A 24303-nucleotide genomic window follows, 5' to 3' on the forward strand; every position below is an offset into this window, starting at 1 on the left:
CTGCGGCGGAGCGGGTTGGGCGGCCTTTAAGGTCCGCACGGAGTCCGCAGCGTTTGACGTGTATGTGATACAGCCCTGGCGGATCCCGTTACGCTCCGACACGTGGTCGCCGGGACGGCGAGCCGACCAGGCAGAGTATGGAAACGAGTAGTGATCGAGTGGGGTCGAGTGCGGTCGGTGCGGGGGAGCAGGAGCTTCCGATGCCGTTGACACTGGGGGAGATGGAGTCGTATCTGGCGAAGGCGGCTGATCTACTGCGGGGCAGCATCGATCAGGCGGATTTCAAGGCGTACATCTTCCCGTTGATGTTCTTCAAGCGGATTAGCGATGTGTACGACGAGGAGTATGCCCACGCGCTGGACGAGTCAGGTGGCGACCACACGTATGCGGCGTTCGAGGAGAACCACCGGTTCACCATCCCTGATGGCTGCCACTGGGCAGACGTACGCGAACGCACCGAGAACGTCGGTGGGGCCCTCAAAACCGCCTTCCGCGGTATCGAGCAGGCCAACCAGGGCACGCTGTACGGCATCTTCGGCGGCGCAACCTGGACCAACAAGGACAAGCTGCCGGACAGCAAGCTGATTGATCTGATCGAACACTTCTCGATCAAGACCCTTTCGATCTCCCAAGCCGTTCCTGACGTGCTGGGGCAGGCGTACGAGTACCTGATCAAGCGGTTCGCCGACCAGTCCAACAAGAAGGCTGGCGAGTACTACACCCCGCGCGAGGTGGTCGCCCTACTAGTCAAGATCCTCGACCCCCAGGAGGGGGAGACGGTGTACGACCCGGCCTGTGGCACTGGCGGCATGCTGATCGAGGTCATCCAGCACATCAAGGCCCGCCGCGGTGACCCGAAGACCGTGCTCGGAAGGCTGTACGGCCAGGAGAAGGTGCTTACAACCTCCGCGATCGCCCGGATGAACCTGCTGCTGCACGGCATGGAGGACTTCCACGTCGAGCGCGGCGACACGCTGCGCGACCCGGCCTACTTCGACCACGGCCGGTTGGCGAGGTTCGACTGTGTGATCGCCAACCCACCGTTCTCGTTGAAGAACTGGGGCCACGAGCAGTGGGCCTCCGATTCGTGGGGCCGCAATGAGTTGGGCGGGGTGCCTCCGAAGGGGTACGCCGACTGGGCCTGGGCCCAGCACATGCTCACCTCCGCTGCACCCACCGGAGGAAGGGTCGCGGTCGTCCTCCCGCAGGGCGCCCTGTTCCGCCAGGGCGCCGAGGGCCGCGTTCGCGAGCATGTCCTCAAAGCCGGTTTGGTGGAGGCCGTCATCGGCCTGGCACCCAACCTGTTCTACGGCACCGGCCTGGCCGCCTGCCTGCTGATCCTGCGTCGCCAGCGCCCCGCTGAGCAGCAGGACAAGGTGCTCTTCGTCAATGGAGAGTCGCTCTTCAAGCGCGGCCGCAACCAGAACACCCTCGAGCCTGACCACGCAGAGACCCTCCTGAAGGCGTATCAGGAGTACGCCGATCAGCCCGGTCTGGCCGCGGTCGCGACCTTGGACGACATCAAGACCAACGGCTGGAACCTGAACATCCCGCTATATGTCGAGCTGGCCGAGGTCGGCGAGCAGATCACCCTGGAGCAAGTCTTGGCCGACCTGGAGACCGCGCACGCGAAGGCCCGCGAGACCCGCGCAGTGTTGGAGGCCGAGCTGGCGAAGTGGGGGCTGGACGCATGACTGCGACGGGCCTGAAGCAGATCACCCAGCGGGAACTGGAGTCCTACCTGTGGGGCGCCGCAGTGCTGCTGAGGGGGCTGATCGACGCGGGCGACTACAAGCAGTACATCTTCCCGCTGGTCTTCCTCAAGCGACTCTCCGATGTCTACGACGAGGAGCATGCCACGGCCCTGGAGGCGTACGGCGACGAGGAGCTCGCTGACCTCCCGGAGAACCACCGCTTCGCCATCCCCGATGGCACCCACTGGGCCGACCTGCGTACGGTCACCAGCAATGTCGGCACCTCGCTCAAGGCAGCCATGCGGGCCATCGAGTCCGCCAACCCCGACACCCTCCCCGGCGTCTTCGGCGACGGCGAGTGGACCAACAAGGACCTGCTCCCCGACTCGACCCTCTCGGACCTGATCGAGCACTTCTCGACCAAGACGCTGTCAGTGGCGAACTTGCCCGAGGACGAGCTCGGGCAGGGCTATGAGTACCTGATCAAAAAGTTCGCCGACGACTCCGGCCACACCGCCCAGGAGTTCTACACCAACCGCACCCTGGTGCACCTGATGACGCTCATGCTCGAACCCCGGCCCGGCGAGTCTGTATACGACCCGACCTGCGGCACCGGCGGCATGCTCATCTCCACCGCAGCCGAGGTCAGGCGTCAAGGCAAGGAGTGGCGAAACCTGCGCCTGTATGGCCAGGAGCTCAACTACGGCACGTCAGCCATCGCCCGCATGAACCTGTTCCTGCACGGTGTCACTGACAGCCGCATCGCCCATGGCGATACCCTCGGCAGGCCTGCTTTCCTCAACACCCACGGCGGCCCGCAAACCTTCGACGTCGTCCTGGCCAACCCGCCCTACTCCATCAAGGCATGGAACCGCGACGCGTTCGCCAAGGACCCCTACGGGCGCAACATGTGGGGCCTACCACCTCAGGGGCGCGCCGACTACGCCTTCTTCCAGCACATCGCCAAGAGTCTGGACCCCACCACTGGGCGTTCCGCGATTCTCTTCCCCCACGGGGTCCTGTTCCGCCGTGACGAGGCCGCCATGCGCGAGCGGCTGGTCAAGTCCGACCTGGTCGAGTGTGTGCTCGGTCTTGGCGAGGGTCTGTTCTACAACTCCCCGATGCCGGCCGTCGTCGTCATCCTGCGGACGCGCAAGCCCGCCGAACGCCAGGGCAAGGTTCTCTTCATCAACGCCCTCAACGAGGTTTCCCGCGAACAGGGGCAGGCCTTCCTGCGCGACACTCACCAGCAGAAGATTCTCGATGCTTACCGTGGCTTCGCGAACATCAAGCAGTTCGCGACGGTCGCCACGCTCGATGAGATTGCGGCCAAGGGCTTCAGCCTGGCCATCCCGACATACGTCGGAGGAGCCATGGACAGCAGCGGGGGAGAACAAATCGACCTCGCCGAGGCCCTTGCTGCCTGGCGTACGGCTGCGCAGAGCTCTGATGCGGCCGTCGTCGATGTGCTGTCCCTGCTGCGAACGGAGGCCTTGGCATGAGCCTGAACCTCGACAAGTCCGGCTGGAAGCGTGTCACCCTTAGAGATGTGGTCCGGCACGTCACCGACCGGGTCGACGCCGAGACCTCTGGCCTGGAGCGGTTCCTCGCTGGCGAGCACATTCCCAGCGGCAGTCTCTCGATCGCCGACTGGGGGGTTATCGGGCGCGACCCGATAGGGCCGATGTTCTACAAGCGGTTCAAGCCAGGCCACGTCCTCTACGTCTCCAGGCGAACATATCTTCGCAAAGTCGCCGTCCCGGAATTCGAGGGGATCACAGGCGAGAAGACCTTCGTACTGGAGACCCTCGACAAGAACTTGCTCCTGCAGGAGTTCCTTCCGTTCGTTCTCTCGGCCGAGAGGTTCCACGCCTACGCGATCGCCCACTCACGTGGCTCGGTCAACCCATACCTGAACTGGGGCGAGCTGGCTGCGTACGAGTTTGACCTCCCTCCCGTCGATGAACAGCAGCGCCTCGCCGATCTGCTCTGGGCGCTGGAGCGCCACAAAGCCGAATTGGGTGGCCAGGTCTCGACAATCGAGGTCGCGATGCAGCGTTTCCTCGCTGACTCGTTCCGGGCGGCCTCTGGCTCGCACAAAAAGATCATTGACCTCTGTACCGATGTCATCGGTGGGATCTGGGGCTCAGCAGAGGGCGAGGCTGAGGTCGACGTACTGGCGCTCGGGCCACGCGTGTATGCGGATGGCGCGACTCAACTGACAACTGACGGGTCGCCTGTTCGTTCCGTGAGCAGGCGGCAGGCCGAGGTGCGCCTTGTCCGCGATGGGGACATTATTCTCGAGCGCTCTGGAGGATCACCCTCGCAACCAGTCGGGCGCGTCGTTATCGCTCATGGATACCCGGCTCCGTGTATCCCCACCGACTTTCAGCGGCTGCTTCGGCCGAACCGGGAGGTTGTGGAGCCGCGTTTCCTGTTTTGGCGTCTTCGGCATGACTGGGTGGCTGGCGTGACTCGAAATTATGCAAAGAAGACGACCAATATCACGAATCTGTCAGTCAAGGACTACATTGCGCGCAGCATCGCGGTGCCTTCCATTGCAGATCAGACCCACTTGCTCGGTCGTGTGAGCTCGTTCGAAGACACACTCGCGAGTGTGGCAGGGGAACGCTCAGAAATCGACGTGCTCCGTAGAAGCCTTCACGACCAGGTCTTCGGGGGTGCCGAGTGATCTTCAACGAGGCGAACACCGTCCGCGACTTCGTCCGGGACCTCGTGGAGTCGGGGGACGTGCGGTTCGTGCCGGGGAGCGATCTGCCGCGGCGCACCGACGAGGTGTTGCTGGAGCAGCAAGTGCGGGAGGCGTTAATCCGCCTCAACCCGACCATCGACACGGATCCGAGTCTGGCAGATGAGGTGATCTACCGGCTGCGCGCGATCCTGATCTCCGCGCGCAACACGCCGAATCCGGTGGTGGCGAACGAGGAGTTCGCGGCATGGCTCACGGGGCAGAAGTCGATGCCGTTCGGGCCCGACGGCGAGCATGTGACCGTCAAGCTGATCGACTTCGACCACCCCGGCGAGCACAGTGCGAACAACTGGATCGTCTCCACCGAGGTGACCTACAGGGGCGGGCGACTGGAGCGGCGCTTCGACCTGGTGATCTGGTGCAACGGGTTCCCGCTCGTCGTTGGGGAGGCGAAGTCGCCGGTGCGGCCGGCGTACTCCTGGATCGACGCTGCCGCGCAGGTCAAGGAGGACTATGAGGTCAACGTGCCGGCGTTCTTCGTGCCGAACGTGCTCAACTTCGCGACCGAGGGCAAGGACTTCCGCTACGGCTCGGTCGGGATGCCGGTGGAGCTGTGGGGGCCGTGGCGCGCGGATGAGTCCGGTGACGACCATACGCCGGTGAAAGTAGGCCTCTCGGCGGTCAAGGAGGCGGTCGAGGGCGTTCTGGATCCGGACGCGATCTTGGGCTTCCTGCGGTTCTTCACACTGTTCGCGACCGACAAGAAGCACCGCAAGATCAAGGTGATCGCGAGGTACCAGCAGCTCCAGGCGACCAACCTGATCGTGGAGCGGGTGCTGCACGGGCAGATCAAGCAAGGGCTGATCTGGCACTTCCAGGGGTCGGGGAAGTCGCTGCTGATGGTGTTCACTGCACAGAAGTTGCGCGCAACGGCGGGGCTGACCTCGCCGACGGTGATCATCGTGGTCGACCGGATCGACCTGGACACCCAGATCACCGCGACATTCAACGCCTCGGACGTACCGAACCTCGTCTCAACGGAGTCCCGCAAGGAGCTGCAGGAGCTCCTGGCTGCGGGCGCGCGGAAGATCATCATCACCACGATCCACAAGTTCGGCGAAGCCCCCGGTGTATTGGACGTGCGCGACAACATCATCGTGATGGTCGACGAGGCCCACCGCTCCCAGGAGGGCGACTACGGCCGCAAGATGCGCGAGGCGCTGCCCAACGCGTTCCTGTTCGGGCTGACCGGGACGCCGATCAACAAGCGTGACCGCAATACGTTCATGTGGTTCGGGGACGAGGCCGACGAGCACGGGTATCTCTCGCGTTACTCCTTTTCCGACTCCATCCGCGACGGCGCCACCTTGCCGCTGCACTTCGAGCCACGCCTCTCGGAGATCCACTTGGACGAGGAGGCGATCACCACGGCCTTTACCGAGCTCGCTAACCGCCACGGGCTCACCGAGGAGGACCGCACCACCCTGTCGAAGAAGGCCGCCTCCCTGGAAGTCCTGATCAAGGCCCCCGCCCGGGTCGGCAAGATCGCCGCCGACATTGCCGAGCACTTCACTGCTAAGGTCGCCCCACAGGGCTTCAAGGCGCAGGTCGTGGTCTACGACAAGGCCACCTGTGTGGCGTACAAGAAAGAGCTCGACGGCCTGCTTGGCCCAGACGTGTCCACGATCGTGATGTCCACCGGCCGCAGCGACAAGCCGACGTGGAAGCAGTGGACCCCGGGCCGTGAGGAGCTGGAGCGGATCACCGCCCGCTTTAACGACCCGGCCGACCCGCTGAAGATCATCATCGTGACCGCGAAGCTGCTCACGGGCTTCGACGCCCCGATCCTCTATGCCCAATACATCGACAAGCCGCTGCGCGAGCACACCCTGCTCCAGGCGATCTGCCGCACCAATCGGGTCTACCCGCCCACGAAGACCCACGGCCTGATAGTGGACTACCTAGGCATCTTCGACGACGTTGCCAAGGCCTTCGAGTTCGACGACAAGTCTGTCCAGCAGGTCATCTCCAACATCGCTGTACTCCGCGAGCAGCTCGGCCCCGCGATCGAGGCTGCTCTGGCGTTCTTCTCGGGTGTCGACCGCACCGTCGGTGGCTATGAGGGCCTGATCCAGGCGCAGACCGCGATCGACTCCGATGAGTCCCGCGACGCCTTCGGAGCCGCGTACAGCGTCGTTGCGCAGCTGTGGGAGACCTTGTCCCCGGACCCGAGCCTGTCCGCATACGAAGCGGACTACCGCTGGCTGACCGACGTTTACCAGTCCGTGCAACCCACGGACGTCACCGGCCGATTGGTTTGGCACACGCTGGGCGCCAAAACCCTTGACCTCATAAACGAGCACGTCACCGTCGAGGTCCCCCGTACCGACCTGGACACCATCGTCCTCGATGCGAAGGTTATCGAGGACCTGATGACCGGCAACCGCAAGGACATCGACCCCGTCGAGGTCGAGAAATGGATCACCGCCCGCATTGCCAAGCACGTCGGCAACCCAGCCTTCGTCGAGCTTGGCCAGCGGTTGAATGCCCTGCGCGAGAAGTACACCCACTCTCAGCAGTCATCTCTGGACTTCCTCAAGGAGCTCTTCGCGCTGGCGCGTGACACGGTCGCAGCGGAGAAGGTCGCCGCTGAGGTGCCCCGCGAGGAGCGTGGAAAGGCCGCCTTGACCGACCTCTTCGAGTCGCTCAAGGGTGAGGAGACCCCGATTATCGCCGAAAGGGTCGTCGACGAGGTCGACTCCGTCGTCCGTACCGTTCGCTTTGACGGCTGGCAGGACACCAACGAAGGCGATCGCCTCGTTCAACAGGCGCTTCGCAAGGCGCTCTACATCAAGTTCAAGATCCGCGACCAAGATGTCTTTGGGAAGGCACTGGGATACATCCGGGAGTACTACTAGAGGCGCCGGAGCTCTGGCGGTCTCATCGACCAGCCGCCGGCCCCGTTGCCATGTACACCAGCGGCGGGGCTAGCCGCTACGCTGCTTCAGCGGCCAGGCGCCTCGCCGTCCGCAGGGCGGTCCGCGTACGCCTTGTCGACGGCGGCCCGGGTCCGCTCCTCGGAGTCGGGCCACAGGTGGGTGTAGATGTTCAGCGTCATGGCCGCGTTGGTGTGGCCGAGGCGCTCGGAGACGGTCTTCACCGACTCACCGTGCTTGATCAGCAGGCTGGCGTAGTGATGCCGCAGGGCATGAGGTCCGGTGCCCTTCGCTATGCCAGCCTTCGCGCAGGCGGGCCGCCAGGACCCGTCCATGAAGTGCGTGTAGACCACAGGCCCGCCTTGCGGCGCCGTGAAGATCCAGCTCTCGGACCCATCGGCGGGGAAGTCCCGCAGGTGGGCCTTCATCGCATCCACCGCTATGCGGGGGAGTGGGACCGTGCGGTGTGATCGAGCGGTCTTGGGCGGGCAGACGTACACGCCGTGCTTGGCGGTCTGCTGGACCTGCTGCTCGACCGAGACGGTCGCGTGCAGCAGGTCCACGTGCCGAAGCTGCAGGCCGAAGAGCTCGCCGGGGCGGAGCCCTGTGCATGCGCCCAGCAGGACCAGGCCCTTGTAGCGGCCGGGTATCTCCTCGGCCAGCGTCCGCACCTGCTCGACGGCCAGGGGTACGACCTTCTTCCTCGGAACTGAGGGCAGCTTCGCGTCGGTGCAGGGGTTGTGCGGAATCATGCGGTCGCGGACCGCTGCCCGGAAGACCGCGTTGACCGTGTTGAAGACGGTGCGGGAGGTGCTCGCGGCGAGCTTGTGGGTGGTCGTCAGGCTGGTGATCCAGCTCTGCACGTCACCGGGCTTGATCGTGCCGAGTGCCCGCTTCTCCCAGACGGGGTAGGCGTAGCAACGTAGGTGCTGGGCTACGGCCTTGGCCGTCGACGGCCGGTGCGGCTGGCTGGCCCGCCACTTTTCCGCGTACTCCTTGAAGGGCTTCTTCGCCGAGCGCGGGTCGACGTACTGGCCGGTGACCACGCTAGTCGTTACTTCGTCGAGCCAGCGCTGGGCGTCGATCTTGCGGTCGAAGTGGCGGGCGTGCTCCTTGCCGTCGAGGTCGCGGTATCGGGCACGCCATTTGCCGTTGGGGCGCTTCTGGATGTTCGCCAAGTGGGTTCTCCTTGGTGTTGGTTGTCAGTAGTGGCCGCCGTCCTCGATATCGCTGGTGAGGGTGCGAGCGTCTCGCTCGTCGCCCATGAGGCGGAGGCACTGTTCGTTGATCGCGCGTGAGCTGTCGGGGTGTGCCTTGATGTGGTCGGCGACGGCGACCACGGCGCGGTGCAGGCGGTCGCGGGCGTCGCGGGTTTCGTAGAACGCTTCGACGGCTTCCTGGACGAGCCGTCGGCTATCGATGTCGAGCCCTTCCAGGGGCGGTGACATGAGTTCTTCGAGGGGGAGCTCGAAGACGCGGGAGAAGGCGAGGGCCTCGTCGAGGTTGATGCGCCGGCGGGGAGAGCCGTTCTCGATGCGCCACACGGCCGTCTGGTTCATCTTCACGCCGGCTCTGGTCACCCGCTCGGCCAGCTCGGTCGTGCTCCACCCTCTGACCTCGCGCTCCAAGGCAACGCGGCCCGCCACGTTGCCTTCGCTGTAGAGCAGCGGCACTTCGCCGCCCTCGGCCTTCTCGCCTGCCATCGAACCTCCATCGCGACCATCGTTATCCGAATTGAAACATGGGCTTCCCGGTTTGGCTAACCGCCGATCATGAGGTACTGATTATGCAGATCGAATCGCTATCTAGCCGAATGGGAACGCGTGCGATACCTGACCACCGCCGAGGTCGCCGAGCGATACCGCACCGCCGAGAGCACCGTCCGTTACTGGCGCCATCTCCAGAAGGGGCCGCGCGGCATCAAGGTCGGCAAGCGAGTGCTCTACCCCGAGGCCGAGCTGCTGCGCTACGAGCGCGCGCTGATCGACGGCGGAGGGGACTGGGGCCTGGCCTCATGAGCCGCTGGCCCGTCCGGACACAGCAAAGGCCCTCGGCGCGCGTACGCCGAGGGCCGGAGATCCCCTTGCACGTCGCCCATCCCTGAACGAACTGGTCGGGGGCGAGACCTTGCCCGTCTCGCCCCCACCCGAGAGGAACATCTATGAAGGACCCTACGTCCCCCGCCACCTCGAAGGCATCCGGTGTTGCCTGGCCACCGATCGCGGTCCCGGGCCAGGGTCTGCCTCGGAACCGCGAGGACCGGACGGAACCACGTCCCGACACGGGAGGCGCGACCTCGGATGCTCTGAATCGGAGCACGCCCGGTTCGCGACCGGCTCAGGTCAGCGCCCCGACAACCGCGTCGGACAGCGCAGTCGATCCTTCTCCAGGCGGATCAGAAACCCGAGACGGCGCCGGGGTGGTAGGTGAAGGCAGTGCGCTGCTGGACGACCTCCGCACGGCGATCGGGCGGTACGTGGTGCTGCCGAGTGACGAGGCCCTGACCGCCGTCACCCTCTGGGTCGCGGCCTCCCACATCCAGCCCGGCCTCCAGCACGCGCCGCGGCTGGCGGTGGTCGGACCGACCAAGGGGTGCGGCAAGTCCCGCCTCCTGGACGTTCTCTACGAAACCGTCCACCAGCCGATGATGACGGTGAACACCTCCCCCGCCGTCGTCTTCCGCGTCATCGGCAAGAACCCGCCAACGCTCCTGGTGGACGAGGCCGACACCATCTTCGGCCCCAAGGCGGGCGACAAGGAGGACCTGCGCGGCCTGCTGAACGCCGGGCACCAGCGCAACCGGCCGGCCTGGCGGATCTCCGGGCCGGAGCACAAGCCGACCGCGTTCCCCACCTTCGCCATGGCGGCTCTGGCCGGTATCGGCGACCTGCCGGACACGATCATGGACCGGGCGATTGTCATCCGTATGCAGAAGCGCAAGCCGGGCGAGCGGATCACCCCGTTCCGTTCGCGGTACTCCGTACCGGAACTGCACGCGCTGCGCGACCGGCTGGCCGACTGGCTGGTCCCGCTGCGCGGCACCGTCGCGGGCTCGGTGCCGAAGATGCCCGTCGAGGACCGCGCCGCCGACACATGGGAGCCGCTCGTCATCGTCGCCGACCTCGCCGGCGGGCACTGGCCCGCGTTGGCACGTGCCGCCTGTCTGGCGATGACGCGCAACGAGGTGGTCCAGGACGAGCAGACGACGCTGAAAACACGGCTGCTGCGTGACATCCGCCGGGTCTTCGAGCAGGAGGGCGGTCGGGAGGCTCTGCGCAGCCAGGACCTGCTCGCCGTGCTCATCCAGGACGACGAGGCTCCGTGGGCGGAGTACGGCACCAAGGGCCTGAACGCCTACCACCTGGCGAATCTGCTGCGCGACTTCGGTATCAGCCCGGCCAATTACCGGTTCGAGAACGGCAGGCAAGCCAAGGCGTACGCCCGCAATCAGTTCGTGGACGCCTGGGCCCGCTACTGCCCCGCCCCCGCCCCGTCGGCACCCACCGCCGAGGTCCCGGCACGTCCGACCCCGGGCAGGCCACCCGCCCCTCCGTCCGGGATGCTGCCCACCGGCCCGCCGGGAGGGCCCGCAGGCCCCAGGCCCACTCGCTGACTCCAGGTCCGCATCAATCCGTCGCATCCGTCCCCGCGCAGGTCAGCGTGGGGACGGATCTCCTCGCCGTTACGGATCGATCCGTACCCTGCGGCCCTCTCCGTACCTGTGCTGACCAGCCACGCGACGGATGCGACGGATGCAACGAAGCCCCACCCCACGACTGACGGAGCACCACCATGCCCGAATCAAACGCCGACGACACCACCTCCCGCCGCCGCAGGAAGCTGTTCAGGCTCACCCGACGACCAGCAGCAAGCTGGAGCGAACGAGCCTCTAACGAGGCTTCGTCCGCGCTTGCCCCCGCCCCAGGGGTGGCGGAGGACAAGGCCGAGCGCCAGGGGGCGCCCGAGCCGGAGCAGGGGGTGGCCGAGGACTCTGGCCGGCCCGCAGCCGACTCCGCTCCTCCCCGTACGCCTACCGATGCCCAACCGCTCGTCGAGCAGCCCTCTTGGCGGGATCTCGACGCCCCCGCCCTGCCCGCGCAGATGAACCGCAAGCGCACCGTGGAGAAGCGCGACCAGGAGAAGACCATCCGCTTTACACGCACCGCGGTCCAGGTGATCAGCGCAGCCGCTCACCAGCGCGGTCAGAGGTTCGCCGGATTCGTCGGAGACGCGGCCCTGGCCGTCGCGCAGGGCAAAGCGGGGATGGTCGGCAGCCCGGAGGACGATCCTCTCCGCCCGCTGATCGAGGCCGTCGAGGCGCACACGGTCGCGCTGAACCGCATCGGCGGCAACCTCAACCAGATCACCGCAGCCATCAACCGGGGAACCGTGCCCGAGCGCGCCGAGGCGGTTCTGGACCGCGTCGAGCAAGCAGCACAGAACAGCTTCCACCTCATCGACCAGCTCCTGTCAGAGGGCACGACCCATGGTTCCTGACGTCTCCACCGGCTCCGACAGCCGCGGACTGATCGCCTACCTCTTCGGCCCTGGCCGCCGCGACGAGCACACCAACCCCCACATCGTCGCCGCCTGGGACATGGCCGGCGCTCCCGACCCCGGCCGCGACCCGGCAGCCACCTACTCCCAGCTCGCCAGGCGACTCGACCACCACGTCGACCTCCGCACCCGCGAACTGGGCGGCAAGAAGCCACCGCAGCACGTCTGGCACTGCCCGGTCCGCACCGCGCCCGGCGACCGCTACCTCACCGACGCCGAGTGGGCCGAGGTCGCCCGCCGCATCGTGCACGCCACGGGCATCGCCCCCGACGGCGACGAGAGGGCATGCCGATGGATCGCAGTGCGCCACGCCGACGACCACATCCACATCATGGCCACCACCGTCCGCGCCGACGGCCGCCGCCCCCGCACCCACCAGGACGGCCGACGGGCCCAAGCCGAGTGCCGCAGGATCGAGACCGAGTTCGGCCTGCGCCGCCTGAAGTCCGGAGACCTCACGGCCCCCCGCACCCCCACCGGCGCCGAACGCGCCAAGGTCGAGCGCCAGGGCCAGACCGTGACGGCACGGCACTGGCTGCGCGAGCGGGCCTACGCGGTCGCCGCCGCCGTACACACCGAGGCCGACTACTTCACCGTGCTGCAGTCTCTCGGCATCACGGTCAAGACACGCCTCGGCCCCGAGAGCGGCGACGTGATCGGCTACAGCCTCGCCGCACCCGGCGACACCAACAGCGCCGGCGAACCCGTCTGGTACGGCGGTTCGAAACTCGCCCCCGACCTCTCCATCAACCGCCTCCGCGAGCGTCTCCCCGACCAGGAGGTCGTCGACCGCCCTAGGTTCGCGGCAGATCCCGCCGAGCCCTGGCAGCACACCATCGCCGTGATGCAGACGACGCACACCGTCCTCGACTCCGACGACGATGCCGCCGCCCAGGCCCACCTCGCCGCCTTTGGCGACGTCCTCTACAACGTCGCTACCGCCACACCCGGCCCGCACCGCACGGAGCTGCGTGCAGCCGCCTCGGCCTTCAACCGCGCCCGTCGCTCCGCCACCCGCGCCGACCACCAAGCAGCCACCGCACTACGCCAAGCCGCCAAGGAACTCGCCTACACCTCTAACGAACCCGGCGGACTCGCCATCGCCCTGCTCTTCGCCACCCTGCACTTGGCCCGCGCCGCCGCCAAGTGGCACGAGCAGCGCGGCCACCAACAGCAAGCGGCAGCAGCCGACGAAGCCTTCCGCCACCTCCAAGCCGGCTACCAGCAGGCCGCCACACCCGTCCTGGCAGACCTGACGCGCCGCGCCCCACGAGCCGAGACCGCCCGCCGCTTCGAGCGCGACCTGCGCGCGACCCTCCCCGACCACGCCGACCGCATCATGGCCGACCCTTCCTGGCCTGCGCTGACCACGACCCTCGCCCGTGCCGAAGCCGAGGGTCACAATGCCGGCCGCCTCCTGGCTGAGGTGGGCACCGAGCGGGAACTCGACAGCGCCGAGCACCCCGCCGAGGTCCTGAACTGGCGTATCACCGCCCAGCCGAATCGACGGATACCCGCGGCTCGCAGCCGAAGCACCTTCAAGCAGGCGTCGTTGGTTCCTTCCGCGCAAGTCACTTCGGCTGCCCCAGTAGCGAGGAGGGCTGAAGACCGCAGTCGACGCCGCTGACGCCGACCTGATGCCCTCGTCGGCCATCGCGGCGAGGGCATCGGTTCGGGTTCAACGGCAGAGCTTCTCGATGGTGTCCTCGAAGTCGGGGAACTCGTGAGCAGCCTGAGCGATGATCGCTGCGGCCGCTGCACGGTGGTCCGGAGCGAAACGCTCCGCAACAGCCGCCAGGCCACGATTGACCTGTGGAGCCCAATCGGGCTCGGGCTCGTCCGAAGTGGCAGCCTCCCACGGGCCGAAGCCGTCAGCCAGAAGCCACAGGAAGGCAGCCAGGTTGCTGGCGACGACGCCTGTCTCCCCTTCGGAGCCTAGGAAAACGATGGGCTGCTGTGCGACCCCCTACCCGGCCGAACCAGCTAGAACGCCGCGTAACCGCCGGTGCCGTCCTGTCCGAATACACGGAACTCGGCTCCGTTCACCTCGGTGTTGCCTGTCCACGCGCGAAACCAGTCAGTGGTCTCATCGGCAGACAGGAAGTACTCATAGGGCTCGAAGTCGACCCCGTCCTCGCCGATGCACTCAATCCGAACTGCCATCGCATCGGCAAGGGCGTCGGGCAACTGGCGATCTTCGTTGGCGGTCACACGAAGAGACTGTCGATCGCCTCTTGACGGACACCGTGCCTACCTCGCTTAAACCGCAACCGAGATGAGGTGGACGGCACGTCAGCCGTCGTCATCCACACCTCCTCGCAGCCCCCAATCGTCGAGGCCGGAGTAGATCACGGCAGTGCGGCCTCTGGGCAAGTTCAGCGCAGCGGCCTCACCGCTGTAGAGAGCGATCAACGAATCTTGCCCTCGCCACCAGGTGTCCGTCAGGCCCGTCACCTCGCGTACTTGCACGTAACCCGTCAAGTCGATGCTGGAGACGTCATCTCCGACGAGCTTGGTGACCTGTTTCGCCCACCCGGACGCGTGGTGGGCCAGGGCCACCGACTCCACCCAACCCTCGATGGTTGCGTGGAGGGGGGCCCACTCTTCTGCCTGAATGCCGAACTCGCCGGACGGACTGATCATGAACGAGTAGGGGACCGCGGTCCGCTGCATTCCGGCTTCGAACCACCATCCTGCGGAACCCTCCTCCGGCGAGTCCGGATCAAGGTACTTCGGGCCTCCGTCGTACTTCGGTGCGGGTGGCAGGAGCAGACCGCCCCATCGGTTCTGGTAGGAGGCCATCCGGTCAATCACCGCTGGTGGAACGTCTCGTTCGAGCCACCACTCCCGGTGCCCCTCAACGGGGCGAACGTCTACTTTGACGCCATGCGTGCCGACAAAGGTTCGCGCTCGTCGGGTCAGACCGTCGGGCACATCGTTGATGAGATGAAGATTCATCCGAGGACGCTATCCCGGACGGTGCAGGAGGGGCCTTGACCGGCCTTCGGGGGAAGAACTCCCCAACAACGAGACTCACTTTCCCTCCCCGTCCGTGGCGGCGAGTGCATCGGTCGTCAGGTTGCGCGAGCTGTGGGTACCTGTGTGAGCCACCTCGTGACCTCAGTCAGGTGCTCGGGCTGTAGACCGAGGTGCGGGTCGGGCTGAATGAGGAGGGTCGCTGTTCCCTTCCTAGTGCGCTCCATCGCCCAGTCATGGTCGAGGCCGGTGAAGTCGTCGTCGATCCAGACGGCGGGGGCGTCTGCCAGCCAGACGTTGACATGGTCGCGTTTCCAGAGGTAGCCGTCGGGGTGGCTGGTGGTGATCTGGGGGCGAGGCAGGTCGAGGTAGGGGAAGTCGGGCAGCCCCAGGAGAGGGCCGATGATCGTGGTGGCGTCCTTGCGCCAGCTCGTGCACCACGCGGGGGTGACGAGTCCGCTGGTCAGGAGGTCGGTGAGAATGCTGCTCTGCCGAGGGTCGAGCCAGATGGCGACAGGGTCGTCGGGGTGTCGGCCTGTGGGCAGGACGGTGTGGCGGACGTGGGTGGGCGGGGTGCTGCCGTCGGCGGCCGGGAACGGGATGAGGACGCCGTCGATGTCCAAGAGCAGATAGGGAAGGGGCATCGTTTCCTCCGTCGGTCAGCGTTTGCGGGCGGTGATCAGGAGGGTGGTGGGCCAGGGGTCGCGGCGCGGGTGCCGCAGCTCCACCGTCGAGGTGATGCGCAGGCCGGTCCGGAAGAGGTGGGCTCCCCAGCGGCGGGCGTCGAACTCCCATCGGGCGAGGGGAAGTCGGGTGCGGTCGGGCATGGTGACGTAGTCCTTGTGCGGACGGTCGTCCGTGGATGGATGTCTTCCGGCCCGTGCCGGGTGAGGGACGGAGAAGGCCAGGACACTGCCCGGTTTCAGGCGTCGGGAGATTGCGGCGAGGAGGAGCTCGGGGGCGACGAGGCCGACGGCGCCGAAGACCGAGTAGATCGCGTCGAAGGTCTGACCAATGGCCTGTAGGTGGTGCAGTGCGTGGCCGGCGGCGAAGATGGCGCCGTCGATGTGGCCGTAGTGGGAGCGGGCCCGACGCACCTGGAGGCCGATCAAGTCCACGCCGGTGGCGCGGGCCCGGTGGTGCTTCGCGAGGTGGGCCGCGTTGTGGCCGGGGCCGCAGCCCAGCTCCAGGACGCGTTTGCCGCAGAGGTCCCGTCCCAAAATCTCGGCGCCGGGACCGAGGCCAGCGTGGGTACTCCATTCCATCCGGGTCGGCGCGGTGAGGGCGTGTGAGGGGGGCGGCGGCTGTGCGCTGGGCTGCGTGGGTGTACCAGGGGGAGACCTGGGCGAGCACCTAGACCTCCAGGAGTTGGACCACGTCGTTCAGGTGGCGGCGGACGACGGGGATGTAGGCGGGGTCCTTGGCCGGGTCGTCGATCCAGCGGATGGCCTGCTCCATGAACCACTCCACGGCCCACATGCGATGCCAGCCCAGGGCCCATGCCTCTGCGGCCAGGCCGCCCCGAACGGCGAGGGCGTCCTCATGACCGCCTGCGGTGACGTACTGCTCCAAGAACACCCGCATACGGAAGGGGCTCGGTACGTCGGTGGTGCCGTGGTAGGAGGCGAGGTCGATCAGGCCGGGTCCGGTGAAGGCGCGGGCGAAGTCGAGGAGATGCCAGCCGTTCTCCCCGATGTGGACGCTCGTGGGATGGAACTCGGAGTGGACCCAGCCAAACGGGTCGAGCGTCGCCCCCTGGACACGGGTCTCGGCCGCGGCGGAGATCTTCCCCAGCGTGGTCTCGATGTCGTCGCAGTCCGTCCAGCGGTCGGTCTTCCGCAGCCGCTGGAGGTGATCGAGGTTCGGCCGGGCAGGGCTGCGAGGCCGGCACCGTCGAGGAGGGGCAGACCGCCCGCTGGGCGGGCGGCATGGAGCATCACGGCGGCGGCGACACCGTCGAGGTCGTCGGCGTCCCGTACGGGAGTGCCGAGGTCGTCCATGAGCAGCCCGAGCCGCTTGTCCTGCGTGGCAGTGGCGTGGAGGGCGGGGACCGGGAGGCCGCGCTGGTATGCCGCCCGCAGGGCCTGGGCCTCGCGGTCGAAGGGCTCCTTGGCGTACTTGAAAACGGCTGTGGTGCCGTCGGGGAAGGTGACGCGTTCGACGCCGGACATGCCCCAGACGCGAATCTCGGCACGTTCGGGGAGGGGCTTGCCGACAAGGTTGCACAGGTCGTCCAGCAGGGCGGCGGACAGGCTCTGGTCCATGAGGGTCTCCAGGGAGCTGGTGGGCTCCGGGGCGGGCGCGCGCGAGCTGGCCCGCCCCGGAGCCGTACTGGGGCGGGGTTACTCGGCTGCGGTCACGCGGCGGGCGTAGACCTGCTCGATCCAGCCCGCCTTGAACTCGGCCAGGGCGTCACGGAAGTTGGCCATCGAGGCACCGTAGGGCGCGACGACGCCGCCGGACTGGTCCGGCACGGACTGGCAGCCGTGCACGAGCCGGCCGCCGAGCGCGGCGTGGGCCTTGATGGACTCGATCCGGCGGTGCTCGTTGAACCAGCCGCCGTGGTAGACCTCGTCGAGCATTCCGCCCGTCGCGTCGTCCAGGTCGAAGACGACGGAGGTGGCGGCGGGGAAGAACCAGCACGGGCCGACGTTGGAGATGTGCCCGTCCAGTTCGACCTTGTTGAGCGCCATCAGCGTGGCCGCCTCGCGCAGCATGCGCAGGTGGTCGGCGGTGATCTGCGGGAGGCCGAGGCCGGCCAGGTGCTCCTCGCGGAAAAGGTACGAGTACACCCCGTACGCCGTCGCCAGCACACGGGCTGCATCGGAGGTGGACTCGCTGTGCTGTTTGATGAAGTCGAGCGCGAGCTGCTCGACCGCGCTCTCGGCCGTCTCGTCCACGTCGAGGAGCTGGGCCTTGACCAGCTCCCAGTCGGCGACAAGCCAGGTGCTGGACTCGAAGCGGAAGAAGTACTCGGCCGGGTCGATGGTGATGCGCCGGCCGTCGACCTGGATGCCGGGCAGGCGGTTCCAGCGCGGGTCGAAGGCGTGGGGCAGCTCGACCGTGATGGTCGTTGTGTCGATGGTTGTCACCGTGTCTCCGTCTCTGATCGTCCGGGCCGGGGCACAGGAATGCCCGAGTCCGTTGGGGCGTACGGAACTTGGGGGCCGCCCGGCCCGTGATGCCGTGAGTGGGGCGGCTGTCGATAAGTGAACCGTCCGCTACGCAGAGTGGGTACGGTGTGACCGAGGCCAAGCGGTATACGCGGTTTACGGATTCGGAGCGGAGGCGATCGTGTCGACACCGACCAGCGCCAACTCCCGCTTACGCGAAACGATCAACGCCGCCGGGTGCACGTACGACGCGCTCGCCAGGGACGTACGCCGCATCGCCGCAGAGAACGGCGAACTGCTCCAGACCAACAAGTCGGCCATCTCCCACTGGGTGGGCGGTGCCCGCACGCCGTCCGGCCAGGCAGGCCAGTACCTCGCCGAAGCCCTCTCCCGGCGGCTGGGTCGCGTCGTCACCCGAACCGAACTCGGTCTTCACTCACCCGACGTGGAGGCGCTACCGGACACTGACCCCGTCACGGCGGTCACCGACCTCGGCCGCGCGGACGTCGAACGCCGCCGCTTCCTCGCCATCGCCGCGTTCACCACGGCCGGCGTGGCCATGCCGCTCCTGCACGACCAGGAAGCCACCTCGCGGATGCTCCGTGCCCGCACCGCCCGCTCCCTCGTCGGCAGCGACGACATCGACGTCGTTCGACAGATCACGGCAGCCTTCAGCGCCGCCGACGAACGCCTCGGCGGCGGCCATGGCCTGACCACCGTCACCGCGTACCTCGCCGACACAGCCGCCCCCATGTTGCGCGGCCGCTTCCCCACAGAAGCCCTACGCCGGGCCGCCTTCGGCGCTGTCGCCGAACTCGCCTATCTCGCAGGGTGGAAGCACCACGACCTCGGCCACGAAGGCGCTGCCCAGCGCTACTACCAGGTCGGCTACCAGCTCGCCTGCGAAGCCGACCCCCACGGCCATGCCGCATGGATGATGCGCGCCCTCGCCCACCAGTCCCTCAGCCTCAAGCAACCCCACCACTGCGTGGACCTCGTCAAAGGTGCCCTCACCCGCGGCCTCGGCCACGTCGACGGCCAGACGGAAGCGCTCCTCCACATCACGCACGCCCGCGCCTACGCAGCGGTCGGCGATAACCCATTGGCAGCCCGCGCTCTCCTCGCCGCCGAAGACGCGCTCCTGCGCGAGGACGGTCCCCAGCCCAGCTTCTCCTGTGTCAGCGGCCCAGCAGCCGGCACCGTGGCCAGCCACACCGCCCGCACGCTGACCGACCTCGCCGACCACATCGGCACCGAACAGCAGCACCGTGACGCGCTCACCCGCTGGGACCCGGAGAAGTACAAGCGCGTCCATGCCCTCACCCACGCCGACCTCGGCGACAGTCTTGCCGCCCAGGCCCGAGCCGACGAAGCGGTCGCGGCCTGGACCCAGGCCCTGGTTCTCATGGAGGGCATGTCCTCCGACCGCACCCGCAAGGCGATCACCTCGATCCGTTCCACGCTCGCGATCTACCAGCGCCGCCGCGTTCCCGGCGCCGCCGATCTCGCCCGCCGTGCCCGCGAGGCCCGCGCCTAACATGCCCAACAACCTGCCCGACGAAGGGAACCCCGTGGCCCAGCAGACCGACAACCGCCCCCCAGCCCTCAAGCCGGCGCTCGACTCGATGACGCTGCTGGTCGCGGCCGTCATCGTCCACGACAAGGCCACCAAGCGAGTCGTCCTCCTCCAGCGCAGCGAGAACGCCAAGTTCGCCCAGGGCCTGTGGGACCTCCCCGTCGGCAAGAGCGAGCCGGGCGAGCCCATCACCGAAACGGCGGTCCGCGAGCTCTACGAGGAGACGGGCCTCACGGTGAAGCCGGAGTCCCTCAAGGTCGCCCATATCATCCACGGCGCCTGGGGCGTCGAAGCCCCCAACGGCTTCCTCACGGTCGTCTTCGTCGCCCACGAATGGACCGGCGAGCCAGAGAACCGTGAACCCCGCAAGCACTCCCAGGTTCGCTGGGTCAGTACCAATGCCATTCCCGAGGCTTTTGTCGATACAACCGCCAACGCTCTCCACAAGTACCTGAGCGGCAGATTTCAGGTATCACTTGATGGGTGGAATTAACCTCGATCTTGCATGATGGCTTTCGGGCGACGCCTTGTCGCGCCCTGCGCTGATTTCGTCAAAACTCCGTGGATCGCGACGCGAGGGATGTCGAAGAATGCGTGAGAACCGGGCGGATGCAGTGCCGGGATCGGAGGCAAATAGGTGGCGCAAGTGATGCCGATCCCGCCGAGTGCTGTACCGCTTTGTTATGTGGAAACCAGCGGCTTCACACCTCCCTTTCCGGGATGCTTGACGGAGCTGATACTTGGCTTCGTGTAGTTGAAGACGATCTCGGTGTAATCTCTCCTGTATTCAGCCGGCAAAGCGTGATCGGCAATGATCATCTGAAGCCGTCCAGCGTTCGCCTCGGCCAGCGTCACTAGCCTTCGGTAAAGCCCGGAGCTAAGGTCCTGTTCCTCATTCAGTGCTAGACGCGGACTGTCGATGAGGAGAAAAGCTGGATAGGGGACGTCCATTTCCCGCAGTGCTACTGCGATCAAGGATGTCCAATAGGCAACCTGGGTGGCGGTCACGATGCCGCCGCCTCTGGAAAATTGCTTGAATGATTTCCCATTTAGAAGGGGGAGGTAGTTTGTTTCGTGAATGCTGGCCTCTTCGACCCCCGGGATTTGGAGATCTGCCACGACTCGATTAAATTCTTGGGAGATTTCGCGCACAATGTAAGCGCGGCGGGCCTTTAGCTCGATGTCCCGCTGGTCAATCTCTCGAACGAGCCGCTCGTAACGCTTCCTCGCCTCCTCCTCTGTTCTGGCGAGATCGGATACCCGATCCCATTGCTGCAAGACATTCTCAAAGTGCTTTTGTGCCGTGCGTGCTGCGGCAATCTTCTCGGATATGTCACTGTACGCTTGGAGGCGCGGACTTACGCGATCAGCCGTCCGAGAATCGATTGCCATTTCCAAATGGCGGACGAGTTCTTGCCGGTCCAGGATTAGTTGGCGCGCATTCTGAGTCTGGTGTTCAATGAATGTCAGTTGTTTTTCCATCTCCTCCAATTGGTCCGTGAGCTGCACGCTCTCATACTGGTCAAGTTCGTCTGTCGATGCTGCTTCATCAGGCAAAAGGCACAGCCGGCAGTGTCCATGCGGCACCTCGCGGCTCTTGAGCGCCTGCATACAGCGAGGGCAGGTGGTGAACTCGATCTGCGCCAGACGCTCTCCTGCGTCACGCATTCGATTTAGGCGAGCGATATCAGAGGTGACCCGGCGGCGCTCAACTGTAAGTTCCCTTATCTGCCGGCGCAGACCAACTTCAGCGCTACGAGCATCTGCCAAGCTTCGCTCGGCCTCATTGAGGAGGTCTCGAAGCGCTTGCGTTTCCCTATCGGTGATAGGGTCAATGTCATCCCTGAGTTGCGCCCTTTGCTCTTCTGCCTCTCGTTGCGAGGTAAGCGCCCTTTCGAGTTCTTGTTGCGCTTCTTCTCGACTTTGAGTGTTACTGTCGCGCAAGAATTGTAGAATTTTGGCGTGGTGATCTACGGCTTCGTCGACCAAGCCCTTAAGTGTGTTTGCTCGCGAACGCTTGTCGAATAGGTCTTTATCGGCGAGTGCGAATAGGAGCTCGAAAACCGCCTTGCGTTTCGGTTCAAGATACCCTTCGTTACTCTTTGCGATATCGCGGTTGATTTCAGACTGGGGGATGTACATGTAGGTGTAGATGTCCGCGAACGTGATGCGGGACCCAGCCTTCGTACTGCGGCCCGTCTGCGCGGCAGCGCGCATATCGGTAGGAAGCCCCAAGCTCTCCATGAGGAGCGTGTTGAGACTTCGAGTCTCGCCTTGCTTGATCTGGTGATCCGGAAGTCGCTCACCGGTCACTAGATCCGTGACTCGTACGTTGTTCCTCTTTTGTGGATCGATGCTACGGGAGATGCGGAATCGATGTTCGCCAATCGTGATGCACAGCGAGAGATCTTGGACGCTATCGGTAACCACTGGGGCGAGTAGGCCGTCGCCTCCCAAGCCCCACTTGATCAACTCGAAAAGTGTCGTCTTTCCGACGCCTGTCGGGCCAGCCAAGACTGTGAGGTTGGAAGGGAACTGGTACTCGACGGGGCCTTCCGTTGAGTGAATAGTTACCTTTTCGATTCGGAATTTCGTAGTCACTGAATTACCTCCCTGTGGGGACGGTTCATCAGATCGGCAAGCCGCTCATAGATGAGGTCCTTCAAGGTATTTCCGCTCATGTTTGCCGAAGCCTCTGCTACTGCATCGCAGCGGTGTTTGATGGTTGCCCATGCATCTGTGGCAGCCAAAACAGTCACCAACTTCTTACCTTGTGGCGTGGGAACCAACGCAACGCTCCCTCTTCGGCCCTTGGCGTAGCGAAGTAGGCCGCGTCCTACGAGAGCACCAATTACTGCGTAGTACCGATCGTCCCAAGGCCCGTATTTGTACCGTGTCATCGGCGCCTCAACCTCGGTTGGGGCTGCCAATTCCTCGGGTGCCAAATCCAGGCGTGCATCTTGCGGATTTAGAGGGTCGAGAACTGTTGACGCCAAGGCCGGGTAGCGCAAAAGGAAATCAAGCTTGGCCAGCTTTGTGAGACCATCGAGCTTGCCGTTGTGTCCTGCCGTGCCAGCGACGGACGTTACGAGGATCAGGACACGCGCTTGGTGGTAGGCAAGATCCTCGCGCAACAGTGCGCGGTCAAGGGCGTTGCTCATGAGGTCTGCCCCCGTCCTCGTTGGATGGCTTCGATCGCTTGGTCTACGTCGAAACTGTCACTGAACCACACTTTGCACTGGCTGGTTAGCTCGCAGAGCCCGCCGAGCAAGAGCTCGGAATCCATGCCGCTAGGCAGGTCCGGCAGCGGCATGGTTGCGAGAAGTCGTTGCAAGGCTTGCCAGAAGGCTGGCCCGCGCGGCACTTCAGCGAGCGTGGCTTGGGTCGCATCGTCGCTGATGCGCAGTAGTTGGCGCTCAAGGCGCGTTTGAGCTGCTCGGGCGGCGGGGTTGCCGCTGCGCTCCTCGCGCCAGAAGTCTCGGTACTCCTGCGCTAGATGCTCAGCGCGCTCGATGCTGTTGTCTGAACACTGGCCTGCAGACATCTTCACTGCAAGCTTGGTGGTTCGTTGCAGGCGAGGAAGCGGCCGGTAGCCGTGAGGCTGAGAGATGGCGGTCCTGACCGCCAGATCTATGTCATCGAGCGTGACGATTCGATTGATGAGGGCGCGTTCCAGCTGTGTTGTGCTGGGTGTACTCGCGCCGACTCGGTAGGCCAGTACTGCAGGCAGCTTTCCGGTCGGTATTGGCCCTGCCTTGCGCATGCGTGCGTAGAAGAGGTCGTGCACAGCGGCCCAGACCGACTCGGGATCGATGTGGAGACGCAGGCGGTCGCAGAGAGGGCGTGCGTACATGTTCGCCGCGGCGTATGCGAGGTGGTCGCGGGGAGGCTTTCCCGCCTCAACGTCCAGTACCGCCATGAATCGCACTACTTGCGCCAGCTCCGCGTCGGTCGGAGACGGCATGCGTTTCGCTGCTGGCGCCCAGGTAGGGGGTAGCTCCTTGCAGTAGGAGCGCAGTGCCTGACAGAGATCAGTAACCGGCTTATGGTGCTCGTCGGACACGGTCAGGGACTGCTCAGCCAGCCGAAGCTCTCTTAGCTTCTGCCACGCCTTCTCGAGCTTCTGCACCTCGGAAGACAGACCAAAGGTGGTGACCATCCGGCAACTCGGTGTCTCACCGAGAGCGTGCCAACGCCCGAAGAGATGGGCGACGCCGCCGATGTCCGCAAGGCTGTTGATGGTGGTGAATGGCCCGGTTGTGACCTCTCGATGCTTGGCGGAGACCAACTCCACGGCATCACCATCGACCGCTGCCCAGTCCTCTTGCCACTCGCAGACGAGGCGGCTGTGAACGTCTTGAGAAGGGCGGTCGTCGTCGTTGAGGGCGTCTAAGTACAGACGTAGGCCGTCTGCAGCCGCCATCGAGGCTTGCCAGTTGTACCGGTCAAGGGTGTCCGCACCCGAGTCGTCGAGTTGAGGCGTGGACAACAGGAGTTGCCGTGCACTCTGCACCCCCACTGACGACTCCAATGTAACCCTCCGACGCGCGTCCGCTAACTGTGCGTACTCAGTGGCGATCAGTCAAGACGGCCCGCTTCGCACGCATGTGCCTTTGTTGCGAATCTGCTGGTCAGGGGGCAACTCAGCCTTCGAGAGCCTTGTTTTGCCGATAGTGCCCCAGTGCGTCATGCGACGGCGCGGGGCACCGCCCGGAGGTTCGCCAACGCGACACGACCTGCG

At 65.6% G+C, this 24303-nt stretch carries 18 protein-coding genes and 3 pseudogenes; 10 read left to right on the forward strand and 11 right to left on the reverse strand.

What is annotated here, in order from left to right:
• Positions 1–221 precede the first annotated feature (221 nt).
• Genes ACFXPL_RS05935 through ACFXPL_RS05950 form a run of 4 tightly spaced genes read left to right on the forward strand, consistent with a single transcriptional unit; the run spans position 222 to position 7322 of the window.
• Complete coding sequence (locus ACFXPL_RS05935; protein ID WP_384913119.1) at positions 222–1694, forward strand: N-6 DNA methylase; 1473 nt, start codon at positions 222–224, stop codon at positions 1692–1694.
• Entirely contained in the window at positions 1691–3196 is a 1506-nt protein-coding gene (locus ACFXPL_RS05940) for an N-6 DNA methylase (protein ID WP_384913122.1), read from the forward strand. Before ACFXPL_RS05935 ends, ACFXPL_RS05940 begins: the two co-directional genes overlap by 4 nt.
• Positions 3193–4386 (forward strand): restriction endonuclease subunit S, encoded by a 1194-nt coding sequence (locus ACFXPL_RS05945; protein WP_384913125.1) that lies wholly within the window; start codon positions 3193–3195, stop codon positions 4384–4386. Before ACFXPL_RS05940 ends, ACFXPL_RS05945 begins: the two co-directional genes overlap by 4 nt.
• Complete coding sequence (locus ACFXPL_RS05950) at positions 4383–7322, forward strand: type I restriction endonuclease subunit R (protein WP_384913128.1); 2940 nt, start codon at positions 4383–4385, stop codon at positions 7320–7322. The genes ACFXPL_RS05945 and ACFXPL_RS05950 overlap by 4 nt, the downstream gene beginning before the upstream one ends.
• Before the next feature lie 86 nt (positions 7323–7408).
• Here ACFXPL_RS05950 and ACFXPL_RS05955 read toward each other — a convergent pair whose 3' ends face one another.
• Positions 7409–8518: a tyrosine-type recombinase/integrase gene (locus ACFXPL_RS05955; RefSeq protein WP_384913132.1), complete on the reverse strand. Its 1110-nt coding sequence runs from the start codon at positions 8516–8518 to the stop codon at positions 7409–7411.
• A 24-nt stretch (positions 8519–8542) separates the two neighbouring features.
• Positions 8543–9043 carry a helix-turn-helix transcriptional regulator gene (locus ACFXPL_RS05960; RefSeq protein WP_136204661.1) on the reverse strand — a complete coding sequence of 167 codons (501 nt, stop codon included), beginning with the start codon at positions 9041–9043 and terminating at the stop codon, positions 8543–8545.
• 120 nt (positions 9044–9163) lie between these two features.
• Here ACFXPL_RS05960 and ACFXPL_RS05965 point away from each other — a divergent pair, with 120 nt between their 5' ends.
• The 4 genes from ACFXPL_RS05965 to ACFXPL_RS05980 all read left to right on the forward strand — a co-directional run bounded on the left by ACFXPL_RS05965 (position 9164) and on the right by ACFXPL_RS05980 (position 13524).
• Positions 9164–9358 (forward strand): helix-turn-helix domain-containing protein, encoded by a 195-nt coding sequence (locus ACFXPL_RS05965; protein ID WP_329147669.1) that lies wholly within the window; start codon positions 9164–9166, stop codon positions 9356–9358.
• Positions 9359–9501: 143 nt separating this feature from the next.
• On the forward strand, positions 9502–10953 hold the full coding sequence (locus ACFXPL_RS05970; protein ID WP_384913137.1) for a DUF3631 domain-containing protein: 1452 nt from the start codon (positions 9502–9504) through the stop codon (positions 10951–10953).
• Positions 10954–11267: 314 nt separating this feature from the next.
• A complete protein-coding gene (locus tag ACFXPL_RS05975) occupies positions 11268–11837 on the forward strand; it encodes a hypothetical protein (RefSeq protein ID WP_384913349.1) in 570 nt (189 codons plus the stop codon).
• Positions 11827–13524: a relaxase/mobilization nuclease domain-containing protein gene (locus ACFXPL_RS05980; RefSeq protein WP_384913141.1), complete on the forward strand. Its 1698-nt coding sequence runs from the start codon at positions 11827–11829 to the stop codon at positions 13522–13524. The genes ACFXPL_RS05975 and ACFXPL_RS05980 overlap by 11 nt, the downstream gene beginning before the upstream one ends.
• A 51-nt stretch (positions 13525–13575) precedes the next feature.
• Here ACFXPL_RS05980 and ACFXPL_RS05985 read toward each other — a convergent pair.
• From ACFXPL_RS05985 to ACFXPL_RS06010, 6 genes and pseudogenes are all read right to left on the reverse strand, one after another.
• Positions 13576–14060: pseudogene (locus ACFXPL_RS05985) on the reverse strand (SMI1/KNR4 family protein).
• A gap of 129 nt (positions 14061–14189) precedes the next feature.
• Entirely contained in the window at positions 14190–14855 is a 666-nt protein-coding gene (locus tag ACFXPL_RS05990; RefSeq protein ID WP_384913144.1) for a hypothetical protein, read from the reverse strand.
• Positions 14856–14971: 116 nt separating this feature from the next.
• Entirely contained in the window at positions 14972–15517 is a 546-nt protein-coding gene (locus ACFXPL_RS05995) for an HAD domain-containing protein (RefSeq protein ID WP_384913147.1), read from the reverse strand.
• A gap of 15 nt (positions 15518–15532) precedes the next feature.
• Positions 15533–16226, reverse strand: a pseudogene (locus ACFXPL_RS06000) (class I SAM-dependent methyltransferase).
• A pseudogene (locus ACFXPL_RS06005) lies at positions 16227–17137 on the reverse strand (aminoglycoside phosphotransferase family protein).
• Between the two features lie 78 nt (positions 17138–17215).
• On the reverse strand, positions 17216–17965 hold the full coding sequence (locus ACFXPL_RS06010; RefSeq protein WP_384913149.1) for a hypothetical protein: 750 nt from the start codon (positions 17963–17965) through the stop codon (positions 17216–17218).
• 202 nt (positions 17966–18167) lie between these two features.
• On the opposite strand from ACFXPL_RS06010, the gene ACFXPL_RS06015 reads away from it, so the two are divergent.
• A complete protein-coding gene (locus ACFXPL_RS06015; protein WP_384913152.1) occupies positions 18168–19523 on the forward strand; it encodes a tetratricopeptide repeat protein in 1356 nt (451 codons plus the stop codon).
• Between the two features lies 1 nt (position 19524).
• Positions 19525–20055: an NUDIX domain-containing protein gene (locus tag ACFXPL_RS06020; RefSeq protein WP_384913155.1), complete on the forward strand. Its 531-nt coding sequence runs from the start codon at positions 19525–19527 to the stop codon at positions 20053–20055.
• Positions 20056–20243: 188 nt separating this feature from the next.
• On the opposite strand, the gene ACFXPL_RS06025 is transcribed toward ACFXPL_RS06020, so the two are convergent.
• The 3 genes from ACFXPL_RS06025 to ACFXPL_RS06035 are packed head-to-tail and all read right to left on the reverse strand — an operon-like array spanning position 20244 to position 24081.
• On the reverse strand, positions 20244–22163 hold the full coding sequence (locus ACFXPL_RS06025; RefSeq protein WP_384913158.1) for an AAA family ATPase: 1920 nt from the start codon (positions 22161–22163) through the stop codon (positions 20244–20246).
• Positions 22160–22723: a hypothetical protein gene (locus ACFXPL_RS06030; RefSeq protein ID WP_384913161.1), complete on the reverse strand. Its 564-nt coding sequence runs from the start codon at positions 22721–22723 to the stop codon at positions 22160–22162. The genes ACFXPL_RS06025 and ACFXPL_RS06030 overlap by 4 nt, the downstream gene beginning before the upstream one ends.
• Positions 22720–24081 (reverse strand): hypothetical protein, encoded by a 1362-nt coding sequence (locus ACFXPL_RS06035; RefSeq protein ID WP_384913164.1) that lies wholly within the window; start codon positions 24079–24081, stop codon positions 22720–22722. The genes ACFXPL_RS06030 and ACFXPL_RS06035 overlap by 4 nt, the downstream gene beginning before the upstream one ends.
• Positions 24082–24303 lie beyond the last annotated feature (222 nt).

Source organism: Streptomyces sp. NPDC059092, from assembly GCF_042756365.1.
Lineage (GTDB): Bacteria > Actinomycetota > Actinomycetes > Streptomycetales > Streptomycetaceae > Streptomyces.

Bases quoted from the DNA above. Each gene is read 5' to 3' on its own strand.
- ACFXPL_RS05935 (WP_384913119.1), top strand. From the start codon at position 222: ATGGAGTCGTATCTGGCGAAGGCGGCTGATCTACTGCGGGGCAGCATC.
- ACFXPL_RS05940 (WP_384913122.1), top strand. From the start codon at position 1,691: ATGACTGCGACGGGCCTGAAGCAGATCACCCAGCGGGAACTGGAGTCC.
- ACFXPL_RS05945 (WP_384913125.1), top strand. From the start codon at position 3,193: ATGAGCCTGAACCTCGACAAGTCCGGCTGGAAGCGTGTCACCCTTAGA.
- ACFXPL_RS05960 (WP_136204661.1), bottom strand. From the start codon at position 9,043: ATGGCAGGCGAGAAGGCCGAGGGCGGCGAAGTGCCGCTGCTCTACAGC.
- ACFXPL_RS05970 (WP_384913137.1), top strand. From the start codon at position 9,502: ATGAAGGACCCTACGTCCCCCGCCACCTCGAAGGCATCCGGTGTTGCC.
- ACFXPL_RS05980 (WP_384913141.1), top strand. From the start codon at position 11,827: ATGGTTCCTGACGTCTCCACCGGCTCCGACAGCCGCGGACTGATCGCC.
- ACFXPL_RS05990 (WP_384913144.1), bottom strand. From the start codon at position 14,855: ATGAATCTTCATCTCATCAACGATGTGCCCGACGGTCTGACCCGACGA.
- ACFXPL_RS05995 (WP_384913147.1), bottom strand. From the start codon at position 15,517: ATGCCCCTTCCCTATCTGCTCTTGGACATCGACGGCGTCCTCATCCCG.
- ACFXPL_RS06020 (WP_384913155.1), top strand. From the start codon at position 19,525: ATGCCCAACAACCTGCCCGACGAAGGGAACCCCGTGGCCCAGCAGACC.
- ACFXPL_RS06030 (WP_384913161.1), bottom strand. From the start codon at position 22,723: ATGAGCAACGCCCTTGACCGCGCACTGTTGCGCGAGGATCTTGCCTAC.